The sequence below is a fragment of the Streptomyces sp. NBC_00433 genome (assembly GCA_036015235.1).
Taxonomy (GTDB): Bacteria; Actinomycetota; Actinomycetes; order Streptomycetales; family Streptomycetaceae; genus Actinacidiphila.
In genome coordinates this window covers 713,000-731,419 of the sequence record CP107926.1, presented here as the reverse complement: position 1 = coordinate 731,419, position 18,420 = coordinate 713,000, and the positions used below count along the sequence as shown (strand labels likewise).

Sequence of the window (18,420 nt, the reverse complement as noted above, 5' to 3'; positions counted from 1 at the left end):
GCAAACATGCCATCGGATCCGGCACAGCAGCCTGGGCGGGACCTCGCGCTCGTCCTGAGCCGCGCCGAACGCCTCATGGTGGCGCGGCTGTCGGAGCTGCTCGCGGCCGAGGACTGCTCGGTCGAGCAGTGGCGTGTGCTGAGCGCGGTGGCGGACGGCGGCGGGCACCCCATGACGGAGATCGCCGACTACGCGCTGATGCCCGCGCCGAGCCTGACCAAGCTGGTGGACCGGATGGTCGCCGATAACCTCGTCTACCGCAGGGCCGATCCCGGCGACCGGCGCCGGGTGCTGCTGCACCTGGCCGCCCGCGGCCGCATCCTGCACCAGCGCGCCGCCCACCGGGTGGCCGAGGACCACGCCCGGGTGCTCGCGGCGCTCGGCGACCGCGGCGACCTGGCAGCGGCTCTGGCGCGGCTGGCGGACGTCGCGGGCGACACCTCGCGCGCCCACTTACCCGGCTGACCGCCCAGGGTGCTTTCGAGGGCGGCCCGCCCCTTCCGGGGTGAGGTGCCCCTTTTCCGGTGGGTTCCGGCGTACGCGCTCGGGCCCCGCCTCGGCGGCGGGTGCCCCTGCCGCGGCGCAGGCCGGCCGCACCGGTGACCCCATACACCACTCGCGTGGTTGACGTTTGTCACAGCGCGCCTGACGAGGGGTGTTGTGGCCAATTCAAAGAAAATTGTGCACAATAACAGGGTCAGACCGTCCGTTTCGATGGCGTTTACGGCGAGTGCGACCCCATGACAAAGAGAGAGGCGGTGGCGTCAGTGGCGGGACCCGCGAAGACGACCGTCCGGTCGGACGGCGGAGAGCAGAGCGTCTACAACGAGCTGCGCCGCCTGATCCTGCTGGGAGAGCTGGAACCCGGAGCCGAGATCAGCCAGTTGGAGCTGGCCGACCGGCTCAAGGTCTCCCGCACCCCGCTGCGCGAGGCGCTGCGGCAGCTGGTCAGCGAGGGGCTGGTGGTCAGCGGCGGGCCGCACCGCTCGGTCCACATCAGCACCCTGAGCATGAGCGACCTCGACGACCTCTACTCGATGCGGGTGCTCGGCGAGGGCCTGGCCATATGGCTGACCGTGCCGATACTGCGCGGTGAGGACTTCGAACGGCTTGAGCGGGACCTGGAGCTGACCACCTCGCGGGCCGACGCGGACGCCCACGGCCGCTTCCACGCGGGCCTGCGGATCGGCGCGGGCGCCCGGCTCAACGACGAGCTGAGCCGGCAGTTCGACCACGCCGAGCGCTACCAGCGGGCCTTCCTGCGGCTGCTCGACCCGGAGGTCTTCGCGGTGAAGGTCGCCGAGCACCGCGCGATCCTCGACGCCTGCGCCGCCCGGGACGCCGAGCGGGCCAGGGACCTGATGGTCGACCACCTGGCGGGCACCGCGATGCACCTGATGACCTCGCAGCGGCACGCGCCCTTCGCGCTGCCTGCCGCGGTGGTCATGGCCAAGGCCGGGCGCACACCCGGCCGGGGGATGGCACCGTAGCCCGGTGACACGAGAGGGTGCCGCCGGACCCCAGGGTCCGGCGGCACCCCTTTTTTTTGCTCCCCGGGGTCAGATGCGCCGGTCGTGCCCGGCCCAGTATTCGTCGCGCAGCGTCTTCTTGAGCACCTTGCCCGCCTCCGAGCGCGGCAACTGCCGGAAGATGACCTGCTTGGGCGCCTTGACGCTGCCGAGCCGCTCCCGGCACAGCGCGATGACCTCCTCGGCGCCGGCCCGCGCTCCGGCCTTCAGCTCCACCACCGCGGTCACCCGCTCGCCCCACTTGTCGTCGGGCAGCCCGATGACGGCGCAGTCGCCGACCGCGGGATGCGACCAGAGCACCTGCTCGACCTCGCTGGGGAAGACGTTGAATCCGCCGGAGATGATGACATCGCGCTTCCGGTCGACCAGGTAGACGAAGCCGTCCTCGTCGACGTAGCCGATGTCGCCGGTGGCGTGCCAGTCGCCGGGGCGGCGCACCGCGGCGGTCTGGTCCGGGTCGTCGTGGTAGCCCGTCATCCGCAGCGAGCTGCGCACCACGATCTCGCCGTGCTCGCCGCTGCCGCACAGCTGCCCCTCGTCGTCCATGATCGCGACGTTGGCCACCAGCGACGGCCGCCCGCAACTGGCCAGGCGCCGCCGCAGCGCCGGGTCGGCCAGCGCCTCGCTGTGCTCCTCGGGCGAGAAGAAGGCGCACATCATCGGCACCTCCACCTGGCCGTAGAACTGCGCCATCACCGGGCCGAAGACGCTGATCGCCTGCTCCAGCCTGGCCACCGACATCGGCGCGGCACCGTAGAGGAAGTAGCGCAGACTCGAGGTGTCGCGCTTGCCCGCGTCCGGGTGGTCGAGCAGCGCGTAGATCGCGGTGGGCGGCAGCAGCAGGCGGGTGACCCGGTGCTCCTCGATGGAGCGCAGGATGTCCGCGGGCGAGACCCCGTCGTGGATGATCGTGGTGCCGCCGAGGCTGAGCACCGGGAAGGCGGCCGCGCCCGCCGCGTGGGTGAGGGGGGCGGCGACCAGGTTGACCGGCCGCCGCTCGGGCAGGTGCGCGTTGAAGGCGTGGATCATCGCCTCAAGCGAGCGGTGCGGCAGCCCGACCGCCTTGGGGCGCCCGGTGGTGCCGCCGGTGCCGAAGTAGGCGGCGACGCCCTCGGGTTCCAGCGGCGGCAGCTCGACCCGGGTGCCCTCGGGCGCCATCCAGTCCTCCAGGCACAGCTCGCCGCCCGGCGTCGGCCGCAGCGCCACCAGGTGGTCGAGCTGCGGCACGAGTTCGCTCAACTGCCACGCGGTGTCGGCCGACTGGGGTGCGTAGACCAGCATGCGGGCGCCGACGAGGGCGAGCATCGCCGCCAACTCCTCGGTGCTGGAGGTCGCGTTGAGCGCGACCCAGCGGCAGCCGGCCCGCATGATGCCCAGCACGCACGGCATCACCAGCGGGTCGTTCGGGCTGAGCACCGCGACCTGGGCCTCGCCGCCCAGGTCGCGGTGCAGGGCGGCGGCCACCCGGTGGGTGATCTCCCGCGCCTGCGCGTAGGTCATCGCGTCGGTGCCGTCCTGCCGCATGAAGGCGACGGCCCCGGGGTCGAGGGACACCCCGCGGTCGAAGAACTCGATCACGCGCATCGCGCACCGCCCGCCGGCCGGTCCTGCCCGGTCACCTGACCCCCTGCGCGCTGTGCACGGGGCCGGGCTTACGGGCGGGCGCCACGCAGCGGTTGGCCTGCTCGCCGAGGCCGGCGATGGCCGTGCGCAGGGTCTGGCCGGCCGCCAGGTACAGCGGCGGGCGGCGGGCGCCGCCGATGCCGGCCGGGGTGCCGGTGGCGATCAGGTCGCCGGGGACCAGGGTGATGAAGGAGCTGATGTAGGAGATGAGGCTGCCGACCGAGTGGATGAGCTGGCTGGTGTCGGACTGCTGCATCACCGTGGAGTCCACGGCGCAGCTCACCGCGAGTGCCCTGGCGTGCCCGACCTCGTCGGGGGTGACCAGGAAGGGGCCGACCGGGGTGGAGGCCTCGAAGGTCTTGCCCTGCAGGAACTGCGAGGTGCGCAGCTGCCAGTCGCGCATGGAGACGTCGTTGACGATGGTGTAGCCGGCCACCGACTGCCAGGCCTGCTCCTCGTCGGCGTCCCTGACCGTCTGGCCGATGACGACGCCGAGTTCGACCTCCCAGTCGACCGCGTCGGAGTTGGCCGGCAGCACTAGGTCGTCGTAGGGGCCGATCAGGCTGCGGCTGTACTTCGCGAACAGCGTGGGGTGGTCGGGCAGCGCCAGGCCCACCTCGGCGACGTGGTCACGGTAGTTGACGCCGACGCAGACGACCTTCTCCGGATGCGGCACCAGTGGCGCGTAGTCGGCGTCGGCGCACGACACCCGGCCGCCGTCCGACTGCATCAGCGCGCTGGCCCGCCAGTCGGGACCCGAGGCGAGCAGTGCACCGACGTCGGAGTAGGGGAGCAGCCGGATGTCGTCCCCGTCCACCCGGCCCGCCCTGGTGCCGCCTTCCCATCGGATCGTCGTCAGTCGCATCGGTCCCGTCCTCCCGTTGATGAGCCAAGAATGCGCGAAACACCGGTCTCCTGTACGCTCTTCCCCTCCGAGTGTATACTAATCGTATTATCTTGGATACAAAGACTGGGCTGCCGTTATCCCATGGGATCCACGGCCGGTCGGGCAACCCGCCTTGAAGTGCGTTGCCAGTGACGCCACTTGAGCACATGAAGCATCCCAAAACACCTGAATCACCTGAATCATTCGGCTTGAAGCGACCGCTTGAAGCAATCGAGGAAGGATGGACGCCGTGATCCCACGACGCACCCTGCGCAGCGCCGTAGCACTGACGGTCGGCACTCTCCTGCTCGTCGGTGCCAGTGCCTGCGGCAGCGACTCGGGGTCGGGCAAAGGGGGCAAGCTGACCTCGGTCAGCTACCGCGGCCCGTTCGTCACCTCGGGTGGTGACGCACCGATCTACTACGCAGAGAAGCTGGGCTACTTCGCGGACGAGGGCCTCAAGGTCACGATCCGCGACAGCAAGGGCTCGGGACAGACCATCACCGACGTGAACAGCGGCGGTTCCGACTACGGCATGGCCGCCGCGGTCAACCTGGTGCTGGCCGTCGGCCAGGGCCAGCCGATCACCAGCGTCGCCACCCCGCTCGGCCTGAGCAGCTTCGGCTTCTTCGTGCCCAAGGACTCGGGCATCACCTCGATCAAGCAGCTGGCCGGCAAGAAGATCCTGGTCACCGCCTCCGCGCAGCCCAACGTCTTCGCCGCGATCGCCGCCGAGGGCCTGGACAAGTCGGCGGTGCACCTGGTGGTCTCCGACCCGACGACGCTCGGCGCCGCCTACGCCGGCTCCAAGGACGTCGACGCCGTCTACACCACGCAGTTCCTCGCGGCCACCCTGACCAAGCGGCCGTCGACCTTCCTGCCGCAGTCCCAGGCCGGCTACAACCCGCCGGACTACGCCGTGCTGGTCAAGAAGAGCCTGCTCAGCTCGGACCCCGACCAGGTGCACGGCTTCGTCCGCGCGGTGCTGCGCGGCTACCAGGCCGCCGCCAAGAACCCGCAGGCCGCCATCGACGCGCTGCTCGCCAAGCACCCGGAGCTGAACCCGGCCCAGGCGATGGGCACTTTGAAGGCGACACTGCCCTTCTACTGCTCGCCTGGACAGCTCGACCAGCCCTTCGGCATGAACGCCAACCGCGACTGGGTGATCACCGCCAACGCGATGAAGACCTACGCGGGACTGCCGGGCGCCACCAACGGCAGCCGCTTCTACGCGAATGACCTGTTCTCCGGGAAGGACCCGCTGAGTGTGGCAACGTGCTAGCTGCGCACCGCAGACCCGGCCACGGTGCGGAACGGGAAGGGGAGACGATCATGACCGGCACCGCTAAGCGCCCGCCCACGGCGTCCGCCGGCCTGCCGCTGCGGGTGGAAGGTCTCGGCAAGACCTTTCGCTCCGCCCGCGGCGCGGCGGTACGCGCACTGGACGGCATCGACCTGGCCATCGGCGCCGGCGAGTTCGTCAGCATCCTCGGGCCCAGCGGATGCGGCAAGAGCACCCTGCTGGCGATCCTGGCTGGCCTCGACAGCGCCACCGACGGCACCGCGTCCGTCGGCGGCCGGCCGGTGACCGCACCGCTGGTCGACGCGGGGGTGATGTTCCAGCGGGACCTGCTGCTGGACTGGCACACCTGCGAGGACAACATCCTGATGCAGTTCAGGATGCGCGGCCTGGCCACCGCCCCCTACCGCGACCGCGCCCGCGAACTGCTCGCGCTGGTCGGCATGGAGCACGCGGCGCAGCGCTATCCGCGGGAGCTGTCCGGCGGCATGCGCCAGCGGGTCGCCATCTGCCGAGCGCTGGTGCACGAACCGCCGCTGCTCTTCCTCGACGAGCCGTTCGGCGCGCTCGACGCGCTGACGCGGGAGAACCTGAACACCGAACTGGCCGCGCTCACCGCCCACTCCGGGGCGACCGTCGTCTTCGTCACGCACGGCATCGACGAGGCGGTCTTCCTGGGCGACCGCGCGGTGGTGATGTCCGCCCGGCCGGGCCGCATCATCGCCGACGTGGCGATCGACCTGCCCGTCCCGCGCGGCCCGCAGGTGCGCGAACTGCCGCAGTTCACCGCCTACACCGCGCGGCTGCGCAAGTTGCTGGCCCACGAGGTGCAGCCGGCAGCAGTGGAAGGAGCCCGATCATGACGGGGACCGGTCAGCGTGTTCCCACCCGGCACAAGTTCGGGACGGCCGGGGCGGAGGCGGTCGGAGCGGACCGGCCGGCCGGCGACCCCGGGGCGCGCGGCGCCGCCGTGGCGCTGGCCGGGCGGGTGGGGCAGTGGACCGCGGTGTGGTATCTCTTCGCGGTGCTGCTGGTGCTGCTCGCCTGGGAGATCGCGATCGTGGTCGGCGGCACTCCCGACTACCTGCTGCCGACTCCCGTGCAGGTGGCGAAGGCCTTCAACACCTACCACCAACCACTGCTGCACCACAGCTGGTTCACGCTGAAGGAGATCCTGCTCGGCTTCTTCGTCGCGGTGGCCGCGGGCGTCCTGCTCGCGGTGCCGATCGCCTTCTCCAAGACGGTCGAGCGGGTCGCGTACCCGCTGATCGTGATGACCCAGGCGGTGCCGAAGGTGGCGCTCGGGCCGCTGTTCATCGTGTGGTTCGGCTTCGGCCTGGAGACCGACGTCATCATCGCGGTGTCGGTGGCGATCTTCCCGGTCATCGTCAACACCGCGCTGGGCCTGACGTCCATCGACCCCGACCTGGTGCGGCTCGGCCGCTCCATGGGCGGCTCCAGGATGCGGCTGTTCTGGCTGGTGCGGCTGCCGACCGCGCTGCCGAGCATCTTCGCGGGACTGAAGGTCGCGGTCACCTTCGCGGTGATCGGCGCGGTCGTCGGCGAATTCATCGTCGGCGGCTCGGGCCTCGGCTACCTGACGCTGTCGGCCAGCGGCAACCAGAACGTGCCGCTGCTGTTCGCCTCCGTCATCGCGCTCGCCCTCATCGGCGTGCTGTTCTACGCGGCCATCGACATCGCGGAACGGGTCGTGCTGCGGCACCACCCGCAGTCCGGGAACCGTGGATGACCACCGACACAGAGGCCCTGCTGGCCGCGCTCGCCGCGGCACCCCGGCAGGCGCTGCCCGCCACGCGGCTGGCGGCACTGGTGCGGGCGGCCGGCGTCGACGCCGGCCGCTTCGCCGGTGCGCTGGCCGCGCTGGCGGACGGCGGGCGGGTCGCCCTGCTCGACCCGCCGCCGCCCGACCGGCACCTGGCCGACACCGACCTGCGGGTGGTCGCCGCGGTCGGCGGCCCCGCCGGTGACGACCCGGCGGGCGCCCACCTGCGGGCCCGGCAGACCTGGGACGAGATCCTGCGCGGCTTCCTGGCCGCCCACCGCTGCCAGTAGGCCGCGCCGGTCCCGCCGCACCACCGCGCACCACCCCGTACCGACGAGGAGCGAGACACCATGGCACTGCGTGCAGCCGTCGACATCGGAGGCACCTTCACCGACGTCGTCACGTACGACGACCTCACCGGTCAGCTGCTGCTGGGCAAGTCGCTCAGCACACCGCAGGACATGATCCAGGGCGTCTTCGACGGGCTGGCCGCGGCCGGGACGGCGCTGGACGAGCTGGCGTTCGTCATCCACGGCAGCACCGTCGTGGTCAACTCGCTCATCGAGCGCAAGGGCGCCCGCACCGCCCTGGTCACCACGGCCGGCTTCCGGGACGTCTACGAGATCGGCCGGATCAACCGGCCGGACGCGTTCAACCTCGCCTTCACCCGGCACGAGCCGCTGATACCGCGCGAGTTGATTCACGAGGTGGCCGAACGGCTCGGCGCGGAAGGCCGGGTGACGACCCCGCTGGACGAGGATCAGGCCAGGAAGGTCGCCCGCCGGCTCGCCGCCCAGGGCGTCGAGGCGGTCGCCGTGACCTTCCTGCACGCCTACCGCGACCCCGCGCACGAGATCAGGATGGGTGAGATCCTCCGCGAGGAGCTGCCCGGGGCCTATGTCTGCCTGTCGCACGAGATCAGCCGCGAATACCGGGAGTTCGAGCGGACCTCGACGGCCGCGGCGAACGCCTTCGTCGGCCCGCTGGTCAGCGACTACCTGCGGCGGCTCGACCAGCGCCTCACCGAGGGCGGTTCCGCGGCGCCGCTGGCCATCATGCAGTCCAACGGCGGGGTGTGCGACGTGGCCACCGCCTCGTCGCAGTGCGTGCAGATGCTGGAGTCGGGACCGGCCGGCGGGGTGGTCGGCACCATCGCGCTGTGCGAGGCGCTCGGCTACCGCGAGGCCATCGCCTTCGACATGGGCGGCACCACCGCCAAGACGGCCGTCATCCGCGACCTGACCTTCCCGCTCGCCAGCGACTACTTCCTCGGCGGATACCGCACCGGGCTGCCGATCCGCATCCCGTGCCTGGACATCGTCGAGGTCGGCACCGGCGGCGGCAGCATCGCCTGGCTGGACGACGCCCGCGGCATCCACGTCGGCCCGCGCAGCGCGGGCGCCGACCCGGGCCCGGCCTGCTACGGCCGCGGCGGCACCCAGGCCACCATCACCGACGCGGCGGTCGTCCTCGGCCACCTGCCGGCCGGCGGCCTGCTGGCCGGCGGCCTGGAACTCGACGGCGACGCCGCCCACCGGGCGGTCGGCGCCCTCGCGGCGGAGCTGTCCCTCGACCCCACCGCCACCGCGGCCGGCGTCATCGCGATCGGCGCCGCCGCCATGGCCAACTCGGTGCGCGCGGTCACCACGGAAAGAGGCCTGGACCCGCGGGACTTCGCGCTGTTCGCCTACGGCGGCAACGGGCCGCTGCACATCTCGCTGGTGGCCCGCGAGCTGGCGATACGCAAGGTCGTCGTGCCGCCCTTCCCCGCCGTCTTCGCCGCGCTCGGCATGCTGATGGCCGACGTCCGCAGGGACATCGTGCAGACCGGGGTCCGCACCCTGGGCACCGAGGAGCACATCGACGCCGACACCGCGGGCTCGCTCGAAGCGTCCTTCCAGGAGCTGGAGCACGAGTGCGCGCAGGCGCTGCGGGACGGCGCGGTCCGCTTCGAGGGCCTGGAGTTCCAGCGTGCCGCCGACATGCGCTACGTCGGCCAGGAGCACACCGTGACCGTCCAGGTCCCCGACGAGCCGGGCGCCGCGGCGCTGAAGCGGGCCTTCGACGTCACCCACGGGGAGCGCTACGGCCACAGCGCGCCCGAGGAGCGCGCGCAGATCGTCAGCCTGCGGGTGTCCGCGGTCGGCACCCTCGGCAAGCCCGACCTGCCCAAGATCGCCCGCGGGCGGGACGAGCCCCCGGCCGGCGCCAGGACCGGCGCCCGCGACATCGTCTTCACCCCCGCGCAGGGGCCCGTCCCGTCCGCGGTCTACGCCCGCGAGGCACTGCTCGCGGGCAACAGGATCGCCGGTCCCGCCGTGGTGGAGGAGCCCACCGCCACGACGCTGCTGCGGCCCGGCGACACCCTTGAGGTCGACGCGTTCGGCAACCTCCTCCTGACGATCGGACAGTGAGCACCGCCATGGACAACGCCACCGTGCCCGCCGCCGACGCGGCGCGGGACGCCGTACCCGCCGCGACCGACCCGATCACCACGGAGATCATCCGCGCCTCGCTGGTCTCGATCACCGACGAGATGAAGACCAACCTGATGAGGACCGCCTACAACCTCATCATCTACGAGGCCCAGGACTTCACGGTCGGCCTCTTCGACGCCAACGGCGACACCATCTCGGTCGGCCTCGGCCTGCCGATGTTCGTCGGCGGCCTGTCCGACGCGATCAAGGCCAAGATCGCCTTCTACGGACCCGGCGGCATCAAGCCCGGCGACATCCTGCTGACCAACGACGCCTACATCATGGGCAGTCACCTCAACCACATGATCTTCACCCTGCCGGTCTTCCACGAGGGCAGGCTCGTCGCCTTCGCGGCGTCGATGGCGCACTGGCTCGACGTGGGCGGCCTGCTCGGCGGCACCACCACGGACATCTTCGCCGAGGGACTGCAGATCCCGATCGTGAAGCTGTTCAAGGAGGGCGTCCAGGACGACGAGCTGACCCGGCTGATCGCCACCAACGTCCGCTTCCCCGACCTGGCGATGGGCGACCTGCGCGCCCAGGTCGCGGCCATCCGCACCGGCGAGACCCGGATGCGCACCCTGCTGGAGCGCTACGGCGCGGGCACCGTGCAGGCCGGCATCACCGGACTGTTCGACCACAGCGAGGAGTTGGCGCGGCAGGCCGTCCGCGAGATCCCGGACGGCGACTACCGGGCCGAGGCGTACATGGACGACGACGGTGTGCACACCGGCACACCGGTGCCGATCAGGGTCCGGGTGGTGGTCGAGGGCGACACCATGACCATCGACCTGAGCGAGATGAGCCCGCAGGTCGCCGGCTACTTCAACTCGGGCGCGACTGCCGGGCGTTCGGCCGCGCAGGTGGCCTTCACCTGTCTGACCTCGCCCGGCCGGCGGCCGATCAACTCCGGCTCGGTGCGCCCCCTGGACGTGACCCTGCCGCCCGGCACGGTGGTCAGCGCCACCAAGCCTGCCGCGATGCGCTGGTGGATGACCTATCCGATGACGGTGGTGGACTGCGTCTTCCGCGCGCTGGCCGATGTGCTGCCCGACGGCGTCATCGCCGGGCACTACGCGGACCTCGGCATGACGCACAGCTACGGTGTCGACGACAGCACCGGGCAGTTCTTCCAGTTCTTCGGCGGCCCGCAGGGCGGCGGCTGGGGCGCCACCTCGCGCGCCGACGGGCAGAGCGCCACCATCTGCATCAACGACGGCGACACGCACAACGCCCCCGCCGAGGTCATCGAGGCCAAATACCCGATGGTGACCGTCGAGGAGTACGCGCTGCGCGAGGACTCCGGCGGCGCGGGACGCAACCGCGGCGGCCTCGGCACCCGGATACGGGTGCGGATGAACACCTCCGCCCGGCTGGACTCCTGGATCGAGCGGACCTCCTGCGCCCCCTGGGGCCTGGCCGGCGGCCGGGACGCGCTCGCGAACCGGATCTCCGTCGAGCAGGCCGACGGCGAGCGCGTCGACTTCCCCAACGGCAAGGTCGGCACCCGGCTGTCCGCCGGCGACTGCCATGTCGTGGAGCTGGGCGGGGGCGGCGGCTACGGGGACCCGTACGAGCGCCCGGCCTCCCGCGTGCTGGCCGATGTGCGGGCCGGCTATGTCTCGCCCGCGGCGGCCAGGGACTCCTACGGTGTGGCCGTGGTCGCCGACGGCGAGGACTTCCGGCTGGACGAGGCGGCCACCGCCCGGCTGCGGGAAGGCTGAACGGGCGCGCACCCGGGGGCCGTTGACCGCCGAATGTGTGCACAATTATCGAGAAGATGTACGTTAGAATCTCGGAAGTGAATACAGTTCACGCCGGTAGCCGCCACGGCTCCGGCAGTTCGCTGGCAGGGAGGCCGCAGATGCGCCGCGCGTATGCCGATGTTCCGGCAGGCCAGATCCATTATGTCGAGGAGGGCGAAGGCAAGCCGGTGCTGATGCTGCACCAGTCGCCCCGCTCCTGGACGGAATTCCGCGATGTGGTGCCGCTGCTCGGGCGCACCCACCGCGCGATAGCCATGGACACCCTCGGCTACGGCGCCTCCTCCGCCCCCCTGCCCCCCGCCGACGGCCCCCTGGTGGAGTCCGTCGAGGCCTACGCCGACGGCGTCGTCCAACTGCTCGACGCCCTCGGCATCGAGAGGGCCAGCCTGGTCGGCCACCACACCGGCGGGGTCATCGCGGTCGAGGTCGCCGCCGTCCACCCCGACCGGGTGGAGAAGATCGTGCTGTCCTGCACCCCGCTGGTCGACGCCGAGGGCCGCACCCAGCGCCCCCGGGTCGACCACGCCGAGGTCCACGAGGACGGCGACCACCTGCTCGAACTGTGGCGCGCGCGCCAGCCGTACTACCCGCCGGGCCGCCCCGACCTGCTCGAAGCCTTCATCGTGGACGCGCTGACGGCCGGTACGCGCCGGCACGAGGGACACGCGGCCGTCGCGCGCTACGAGATGGAGACCAGGCTGCCGCGGCTGCGCTGCCCCGTCATGGCGGTCGGCGCCCCCGGCGACGTCGCCTACGGCGACCTGCCCCGCTGGGCCGCCGCGGTGCCCGGCATCCGCATAGAGGAGATCAAGGGCGGCATGGTGCCGCTGCCCGACCACCTCCCCGAGGAATTCACCGACGTGGTCCGCGACTTCCTGGACGCGGCATGAGCGCCCCCCGGTTCGGCCTGCGCCTGCCGCCCTGCGCGCCCGCCCGTGAGGTCGCCGACTTCGCCCGGCGGGCCGAGGCCGAGGGCCTCGACACGGTGTGGATCCCCGACTCGCAGTTCCTGTGGCACGACGTGTGGACCACCGCGGCCCTGGTCGCCGACCGCACCGAGCACATCGGCATCGGCGTCGCGGTCACCAACTTCGAGACCCGCCACATCGCGGTCACCGCCAATGCCGTCGCGTCCGTCGACGACATCTCCGGCGGCCGGGTCAAGGTCGCCTTCGGCACCGGCGACAGCTCGGTGAAGACCATCGGGAAGCGGCCCACCCCGCTGCACCGGATGCGCGAGAACATCGCGCTGCTGCGCGGCCTGCTGCGCGGCGAGGAGGCCAGCTGGCCGGGCCCGTACGGCGAGCGGCCGATGCGGCTGCGCCGGCACGCGGCCCGCGAGGTGCCGGTCTACATGGCGGCCAGCGGCCCCAAGGCGCTCGCGCTCGCCGGCGAGGTCGCCGACGGCGTGATCCTCGCCGCGGGCACCGCACCGCCGCTGGTCGAACGCGGCACCGGCTTCATCCGCGCCGGGGCCGAGCGCGCCGGCCGCACCCTGGCCGACCTCGACGTCGTGCTGGCCGCGCACACCCTGGTCACCCAGGACGAGGCCGACGCCGTCCGCCAGGTCAAGCCGCTGTGCCTGGCCATGGCCCAGCTCGGCGCCGGGGCCGCGCTGCGCGCGGTCGGCATCGACATCGAGGTGCCCGACGTGGTCGAGGGCGTCTACCCCGACATCACCCACGCGGAGAGCTGGGACCTCGCCGTCGCGATCGCCGACCGCTACATCGGCGACGACGACGCCGAGCGCTTCGCGTCCCACCTGACGCTGGCCGGCACCCCCGGCCAGCTCGGCAAGCGCGTGGACGCCGCCATGGGTGTCGGCATCGAGTCCTTCTACCTGCTCGGCCCGTCCTCCTACCAGTTGCCGCACAACCAGCTCGACGCCTTCGCGTCGACCTTCGCCCGGCACGACCGATAGCTGGCCGGACGGTCGGTCCTCCCGCCGCCCGGCCGTACCGGTCCGCCGTCGCACACCACGGGGGGTGCGACGGCGGACCGGTCTTCTCCCCGACCGGTGAGTCCCGCCCGGTCCCTTTTCCGCCCGGTCCCCCGTTTGCCGGTCCCTTTTCCCGCCCGGTCAGTCCTGCCAGGCCCAGTCGGCGACCTCGGGCAGGTCGGTGCCGTACTCGCGGACCCAGCCGTGGTGCCGCAGGCGCACCTCCTCCATCCGCTGGCGTACGGCGGCAGCGGTCACCGGCAGGCCGGGGACGCGGTCGATGACGTCCATGACCAGGCGGTAGCGGTCGAGGTCGTTGCGCAGGACCATGTCGAAGGGCGTGGTCGTCGTGCCGATCTCCTTGTAGCCGCGCACATGGAGGTTGGCGTGGCCGGTGCGGCGGTAGGCCAGGCGGTGGATGAGCCAGGGGTAGCCGTGGTAGGCGAGGATGACCGGCTTGTCAGGGGTGAAGAGGGCGTCGTATTCGGCGTCCGTCATGCCGTGCGGGTGCTCGTCGTGCGGCATCAGGCGGGCGAGGTCGACGATGTTGACGACCCGGACGCCGAGTTGGGGCAGGTGGTGGCGCAACAGCTGGGCCGCCGCCAGCACTTCCAGGGTCGGTACGTCGCCGGCGCAGGCCAGGACGACGTCGGGTCCTCGGCGGACGTCCTCGGTGCCGGCCCACTCCCACAGCCCCGCGCCGCGGGCGCAGTGGGCGCGGGCGGCGTCCATCGACAGCCAGTCGAAGCCGGGCTGCTTGCCGGCCACGACGACGTTGACGTAGTCCCGGGAGGCCAGGACGTGGTCGGCCACCGAGAGCAGGGTGTTGGTGTCCGGCGGGAGGTAGACGCGGACGACCTCGGGCGCCTTGTTGAGCACATGGTCGATGAAGCCCGGGTCCTGGTGGGAGAAGCCGTTGTGGTCCTGCCGCCAGACGTGCGAGGTGAGCAGGTAGTTGAGCGAGGCGATCGGGCGGCGCCAGGGCAGGTCGCGGGTGGTGCGCAGCCACTTGATGTGCTGGTTGACCATCGAGTCGACGATGTGCACGAAGGCCTCGTAGCAGGAGAAGAGGCCGTGCCTGCCGGTCAGCAGGTAGCCCTCCAGCCAGCCCTGGCAGGTGTGCTCGGACAGGATCTCCATCACCCGCCCGTGCCGGTCCAGGTCCTCGTCCACGTCCAGGACCTCGGCCTGCCAGGCCTTGCCCGTCGCCCCGTAGACGTCCTGCAGCCGGTTGGACGCCGTCTCGTCCGGGCCGACCAGCCGGAAGTTGCGGCGCTCCGCCGTGTCGGCCATGACCCGCTCCAGCATCGCGCCCAGCACGCGGGTCGCCTCGTGCAGGGTGGCGCCCGGGGTGTCGACGGGCACGGCGAAGTCGTTCAGCGGCGGCAGCGGCAGGTCCCGCAGCAGCGCCCCGCCGTTGGCGTGCGGGTTCGCGCCCAGCCTGCGGGCGCCCTCGGGGACGCACGCGAGCACCTGCGGGCTGGGGAGGCCGTCGGCGTCGAAGAGTTCGTCGGGGCGGTAGGAGCGCAGCCACTCCTCCAGCTGCCGCAGGTGGTCCGGGTTGTCCCGCACCGCGGGGAGCGGCACCTGGTGGGCCCGCCAGGTGCCCTCGACGGGCAGGCCGTCGACCTCGGCGGGTCCTGTCCAGCCCTTCGGGGTGCGCAGCACGATCATTGGCCAGCGCGGCCGCTCGGTCGCGCCCTGCTCGCGGGCGGCGCGCTGGAAGGCGGCGATACGGTCCAGGGCGGTGTCCATCGCGGCGGCCATCAGCTGGTGGACGGCCATGGGGTCGTCGCCGGTGACGTGGATCGGGTCGTGGCCGTAGCCGCGCAGCAGGTCGTCCAGCTCCTGCCGGGGGAGGCGGGCCAGTACGGCGGGGTTGGCGATCTTGTAGCCGTTCAGGTGCAGGATCGGCAGTACGGCGCCGTCGTGGACGGGGTCGAGGAATTTGTCGGAGTGCCAGGAGGCGGCCAGGGGCCCGGTCTCCGCCTCGCCGTCGCCGATGACGCAGGCGACCACGAGGCCGGGGTTGTCGAACGCGGCGCCGTAGGCGTGCGAGAGGGAATACCCCAGCTCGCCGCCCTCGTGGATGGAGCCGGGCGTCTCCGGGGCGACATGCGAGGGGACGCCGCCGGGGAAGGAGAACTGCCGGAAGAGCCGCGCCATCCCGACGGCGTCCCTGGTGATCTCGGGGTAGGCCTCGGTGTAGCTGCCCTCGATCCAGGAGTTGGCCAGCACGGCGGGGCCGCCGTGGCCGGGCCCCCACACGCAGATCGCGTCCAGGTCGCGGGCCCGGACCACCCGGTTGAGGTGGGTGTGGACCAGGTTCAGCCCCGGCGAGGTGCCCCAGTGCCCCAGCAGGCGCGGCTTGATGTGCTCGGGCCGCAGCGGCTCGGTCAGCAGCGCGTTGCCCATCAGGTAGATCTGGCCGACCGCGAGGTAGTTCGACGCCCGCCAGTGGGCGTCGAGCGCCCGCAGCTCGTCCTCGGGCAGGGCCGCGGGCGGGCGGGTGGTGGACGCGTCGGGCATCGGGACCTCCAGGCGGGGACGGTGTCGTCCGCACCAGCCTTCCCGCCCGCCGCCCGCCGCAGTAGGGCCGTTCGGGGGGATATGGAAGATTTTGCCACGATAGGGGGCTGCCAGGGGTCGGGCGTACGCTCGACGGGACGGTACGGTGACGGACACGCGGGAGGCTGCCCATGCCGACTTCTGGCGGGCGAGTGGCACAGCGGGTGCTGTGGATCACGGCGGCGGCGGGGCTCGCGCTCGACCAGGTCACCAAGGCCATCGCGGCCGTGGCCGTCGAGGGCCACCCGCCGAGCCACCTGCTCGGCGGCCACCTCACCTTCACCGCCTACCGCAATTCCGGTGCCGCCGGATCCTTCGCGCCGCGCGCCACCCTGGTCTTCACGGTGCTGGCGATCGGCGTCCTCGCCTTCATCGCCCGCACGGCCCCCCAGGTGCGGACCCCCGGCTGGGCCGCCGGCCTCGGCCTGATCTTCGCCGGGGCCGGCGGCAACCTCGCGGACCGCATCTTCCGCACCCCCGGTTTCGGACGGGGAGCGGTGCTTGACTTCATCCAGGTCGGGCACGGAGGCATCTTCAACCTCAGCGACCAGTGCGTCATGGCCGGCGTGCTGACCGTGATGGTCCAGCTCCTGCGGGGCGTGCCGCTCACACCGCCGGCCGCCAAGCCGGCCGACCCGGCGGCGGCCGGCGAGGCCGGCTGACGCTTCCCCCCGGTTCAGGCCAGGTGGTCGTAGGCGTAGCCCGTCTGGGCGTCGGAGACCACCCGGTTCTCGACCGGGCGGTTGCGGTCGCCGGTCCCGGTGTAGAGGTAGACGGTGTTCGTACCGGGATAGGAGGCGAGGAGGTCGGCCTTGCCGTCGTGGTCGACGTCGCCGGCGCCGATGAGGTGCGAGTAGCCCTGCCAGCCGCCGCCGATCTTCGTGCGCTGCGTGAAGGTCCCGTCGCCCTTGCTGAGGTAGAGCCACAGGACGCCGTCATTGTCCCGGGCGACGAGGTCGCCCGCGGGCGCCCCGGCGAAGTTCCCGACGGCGGTCAGCTCGTTGTAGATGTTCCAGCCGGTCCCGATGTTCTTGCGGGTCCCGAAGGGGCGGGCGGCGTCGCCGGTGCTGCGGTAGAGCCAGAGCACCCCGGCCGGGTCGACGGCCACGAGGTCGGGGAGGCCGTCGCCGGTGAGGTCGCTGCCGCCGGCGATGTGGGTGTACGCCTGCCAGCCGCCGCCGATCCGCACCCGAGGGGCGAAGCCGCCGTCCTCCCGGCCCGTGTACAGCCAGAGGACCCCGTCCTTGTCCCGGGCGACCAGCTTGGGGAGGAAGTCGGGGCTGTCGACCCCCGCGACGGCGCCGACGGACTCGATCTTGTCGTAGATCTGCCAGCCGCCGCCGATCCGCGTCCGCGGGAGCCCGTCCCCGGCGCTGTCCCGCCACAGCACGCCCGCGGAGTCCCGGCCCAGCACGTCGGCGAGGCCGTCGTCGTCGAAGTCGTGCAGGGCGGAGGTGGCGGTGCCCGCGTGCGCCAGGAGCCGCACCACCGGGCGGCCGTCCGCGCCGGTCGAGACGCGGAAGACGCCCGCGCCCTCGGTGGCGCTGCTGCCCTGGACGATCTGCCCGCTGCCGTCGGGGATGCCGAACGAGGCGTCGGCGCGGTCGAGGAGCGCGACCTTCTCGCCGGTCCCGATGTGCAGGGCGACCGCCCCGCAGATCACCCAGTCGCCCAGCAGGCCGATCGCCGGGTCCGCTCCCGCCGTGCTCCCCGGCACGGGCACGACGGTGTCGGCGCCGGTGGCCCGGTCCCTGACGACCACTCGGAGGGTGTTCGCGGCGGTGTCGTCCTCGACCCAGGCCAGGCGGTTGCCGGAGACCACGGCGTCGCGTGCCTGCGGCGGGAAGGGGAAGCCGAGGGTGGCGTCGGCCAGGTCGATGAGGGCGATGCGCCTGCCGCCGTCCGCGGTCCGGGTGCCGAGCAGCGCGTGCGTGGCGTCGCCCGGCTGCACCCGGTCGTAGCCGGTCTTCTCCGGCAGGCCCCGCACGGCACGCGGTTCGGCGTCCGCGGTCTCCAGCCACAGGTGCGAGGCCCCGCGGACGAAGAGGGCCGAGCTCGCGGCGCCGGCGAAGAGGCTGTCCATGCCGTCGTCGACCGGCCGCATGCCGAACGACACGCCGGTGGCCATGTCCAGCGCCTTGGTCCCGAAGATCTCGCTCGCCGTGACGACCGTGTCCCCCGCCGGCTCCGCGATCCCCTCGACCTCGTCGTAGAGCGTGTCGCGGGTCGCCCCGCCCGCGTAGGGGGTCCAGCGGAGCTTGCCGTCCTCGCCGCCCTGGTAGCTGTGCGGGACCCGGGTCAGGAAGCCCAGGGAGCCCGCGGACGCCAGGGTGGCGCCGGGCACCATCGGGAGCGGGGCGCCCGACCCCTCCGCCGCGCCCGCGGGGGCGGCGGTCAGCGAGGCGGCGCCGAGGGTGGCGGCGAGAACGGTGGCGACGGCCGTGCCCAGACGGCGGCGACGGGTGCGGTGGGAAAGCAAGAAGGGTTCCTCCCGGTCGGACAGCGCGGGACGCCGTCCTTGCGCCCCCACCCCGTCCGACCACCCGTCA

Annotated in this window: 15 protein-coding genes; 11 read left to right on the top strand and 4 right to left on the bottom strand. The window is 72.4% G+C overall.

Translation table 11 applies throughout. The features are described from left to right. Positions 1 to 6 precede the first annotated feature (6 nt). Positions 7 to 465 (top strand): MarR family transcriptional regulator, encoded by a 459-nt coding sequence (locus OG900_02955; protein WUH89195.1) that lies wholly within the window; start codon positions 7 to 9, stop codon positions 463 to 465. A gap of 275 nt (positions 466 to 740) precedes the next feature. After that, a complete protein-coding gene (locus tag OG900_02950; protein WUH89194.1) occupies positions 741 to 1,490 on the top strand; it encodes a GntR family transcriptional regulator in 750 nt (249 codons plus the stop codon). Positions 1,491 to 1,559: 69 nt separating this feature from the next. Here OG900_02950 and OG900_02945 read toward each other — a convergent pair whose 3' ends face one another. Together OG900_02945 and OG900_02940 are read right to left on the bottom strand one after the other, a co-directional pair. Next, positions 1,560 to 3,113: an AMP-binding protein gene (locus OG900_02945; GenBank protein ID WUH89193.1), complete on the bottom strand. Its 1,554-nt coding sequence runs from the start codon at positions 3,111 to 3,113 to the stop codon at positions 1,560 to 1,562. 31 nt (positions 3,114 to 3,144) lie between these two features. Beyond that, positions 3,145 to 4,017 carry a fumarylacetoacetate hydrolase family protein gene (locus OG900_02940; GenBank protein WUH89192.1) on the bottom strand — a complete coding sequence of 291 codons (873 nt, stop codon included), beginning with the start codon at positions 4,015 to 4,017 and terminating at the stop codon, positions 3,145 to 3,147. Positions 4,018 to 4,288: 271 nt separating this feature from the next. Here OG900_02940 and OG900_02935 point away from each other — a divergent pair, with 271 nt between their 5' ends. The 8 genes from OG900_02935 (at position 4,289) to OG900_02900 (ending at position 13,285) form a co-directional block, all read left to right on the top strand. Next, entirely contained in the window at positions 4,289 to 5,320 is a 1,032-nt protein-coding gene (locus OG900_02935) for an ABC transporter substrate-binding protein (GenBank protein WUH89191.1), read from the top strand. Between the two features lie 50 nt (positions 5,321 to 5,370). Next, complete coding sequence (locus tag OG900_02930; GenBank protein ID WUH89190.1) at positions 5,371 to 6,201, top strand: ABC transporter ATP-binding protein; 831 nt, start codon at positions 5,371 to 5,373, stop codon at positions 6,199 to 6,201. After that, complete coding sequence (locus OG900_02925) at positions 6,198 to 7,088, top strand: ABC transporter permease (protein WUH89189.1); 891 nt, start codon at positions 6,198 to 6,200, stop codon at positions 7,086 to 7,088. Before OG900_02930 ends, OG900_02925 begins: the two co-directional genes overlap by 4 nt. Next, a complete protein-coding gene (locus tag OG900_02920; protein ID WUH89188.1) occupies positions 7,085 to 7,411 on the top strand; it encodes a hypothetical protein in 327 nt (108 codons plus the stop codon). The genes OG900_02925 and OG900_02920 overlap by 4 nt, the downstream gene beginning before the upstream one ends. Before the next feature lie 60 nt (positions 7,412 to 7,471). Continuing rightward, positions 7,472 to 9,535, top strand: coding sequence for a hydantoinase/oxoprolinase family protein (locus OG900_02915; protein WUH89187.1), 2,064 nt, complete (start codon positions 7,472 to 7,474; stop codon positions 9,533 to 9,535). Then, positions 9,532 to 11,322: a hydantoinase B/oxoprolinase family protein gene (locus OG900_02910; protein WUH89186.1), complete on the top strand. Its 1,791-nt coding sequence runs from the start codon at positions 9,532 to 9,534 to the stop codon at positions 11,320 to 11,322. Before OG900_02915 ends, OG900_02910 begins: the two co-directional genes overlap by 4 nt. Before the next feature lie 140 nt (positions 11,323 to 11,462). Then, positions 11,463 to 12,254, top strand: a complete 792-nt coding sequence (locus OG900_02905) for an alpha/beta fold hydrolase (protein WUH89185.1) — start codon at positions 11,463 to 11,465, stop codon at positions 12,252 to 12,254. Beyond that, positions 12,251 to 13,285 (top strand): LLM class flavin-dependent oxidoreductase, encoded by a 1,035-nt coding sequence (locus OG900_02900; protein WUH89184.1) that lies wholly within the window; start codon positions 12,251 to 12,253, stop codon positions 13,283 to 13,285. The genes OG900_02905 and OG900_02900 overlap by 4 nt, the downstream gene beginning before the upstream one ends. Positions 13,286 to 13,444: 159 nt before the next feature. Here the strand turns inward: OG900_02900 and OG900_02895 are convergent, their stop codons facing one another. Further along, positions 13,445 to 15,832 carry a phosphoketolase family protein gene (locus OG900_02895; protein WUH89183.1) on the bottom strand — a complete coding sequence of 796 codons (2,388 nt, stop codon included), beginning with the start codon at positions 15,830 to 15,832 and terminating at the stop codon, positions 13,445 to 13,447. A 170-nt stretch (positions 15,833 to 16,002) separates the two neighbouring features. On the opposite strand from OG900_02895, the gene OG900_02890 reads away from it, so the two are divergent. Next, complete coding sequence (locus OG900_02890; GenBank protein WUH89182.1) at positions 16,003 to 16,533, top strand: signal peptidase II; 531 nt, start codon at positions 16,003 to 16,005, stop codon at positions 16,531 to 16,533. Positions 16,534 to 16,547: 14 nt separating this feature from the next. Here OG900_02890 and OG900_02885 read toward each other — a convergent pair whose 3' ends face one another. Beyond that, positions 16,548 to 18,350, bottom strand: coding sequence for a VCBS repeat-containing protein (locus OG900_02885; protein WUH89181.1), 1,803 nt, complete (start codon positions 18,348 to 18,350; stop codon positions 16,548 to 16,550). Positions 18,351 to 18,420 lie beyond the last annotated feature (70 nt).

Bases quoted from the DNA above. Each gene is read 5' to 3' on its own strand.
- OG900_02940 (WUH89192.1), bottom strand. From the start codon at position 4,017: ATGCGACTGACGACGATCCGATGGGAAGGCGGCACCAGGGCGGGCCGG.
- OG900_02900 (WUH89184.1), top strand. From the start codon at position 12,251: ATGAGCGCCCCCCGGTTCGGCCTGCGCCTGCCGCCCTGCGCGCCCGCC.
- OG900_02955 (WUH89195.1), top strand. From the start codon at position 7: ATGCCATCGGATCCGGCACAGCAGCCTGGGCGGGACCTCGCGCTCGTC.
- OG900_02920 (WUH89188.1), top strand. From the start codon at position 7,085: ATGACCACCGACACAGAGGCCCTGCTGGCCGCGCTCGCCGCGGCACCC.
- OG900_02950 (WUH89194.1), top strand. From the start codon at position 741: ATGACAAAGAGAGAGGCGGTGGCGTCAGTGGCGGGACCCGCGAAGACG.
- OG900_02895 (WUH89183.1), bottom strand. From the start codon at position 15,832: ATGCCCGACGCGTCCACCACCCGCCCGCCCGCGGCCCTGCCCGAGGAC.
- OG900_02925 (WUH89189.1), top strand. From the start codon at position 6,198: ATGACGGGGACCGGTCAGCGTGTTCCCACCCGGCACAAGTTCGGGACG.
- OG900_02890 (WUH89182.1), top strand. From the start codon at position 16,003: ATGCCGACTTCTGGCGGGCGAGTGGCACAGCGGGTGCTGTGGATCACG.
- OG900_02930 (WUH89190.1), top strand. From the start codon at position 5,371: ATGACCGGCACCGCTAAGCGCCCGCCCACGGCGTCCGCCGGCCTGCCG.
- OG900_02905 (WUH89185.1), top strand. From the start codon at position 11,463: ATGCGCCGCGCGTATGCCGATGTTCCGGCAGGCCAGATCCATTATGTC.
- OG900_02945 (WUH89193.1), bottom strand. From the start codon at position 3,113: ATGCGCGTGATCGAGTTCTTCGACCGCGGGGTGTCCCTCGACCCCGGG.
- OG900_02915 (WUH89187.1), top strand. From the start codon at position 7,472: ATGGCACTGCGTGCAGCCGTCGACATCGGAGGCACCTTCACCGACGTC.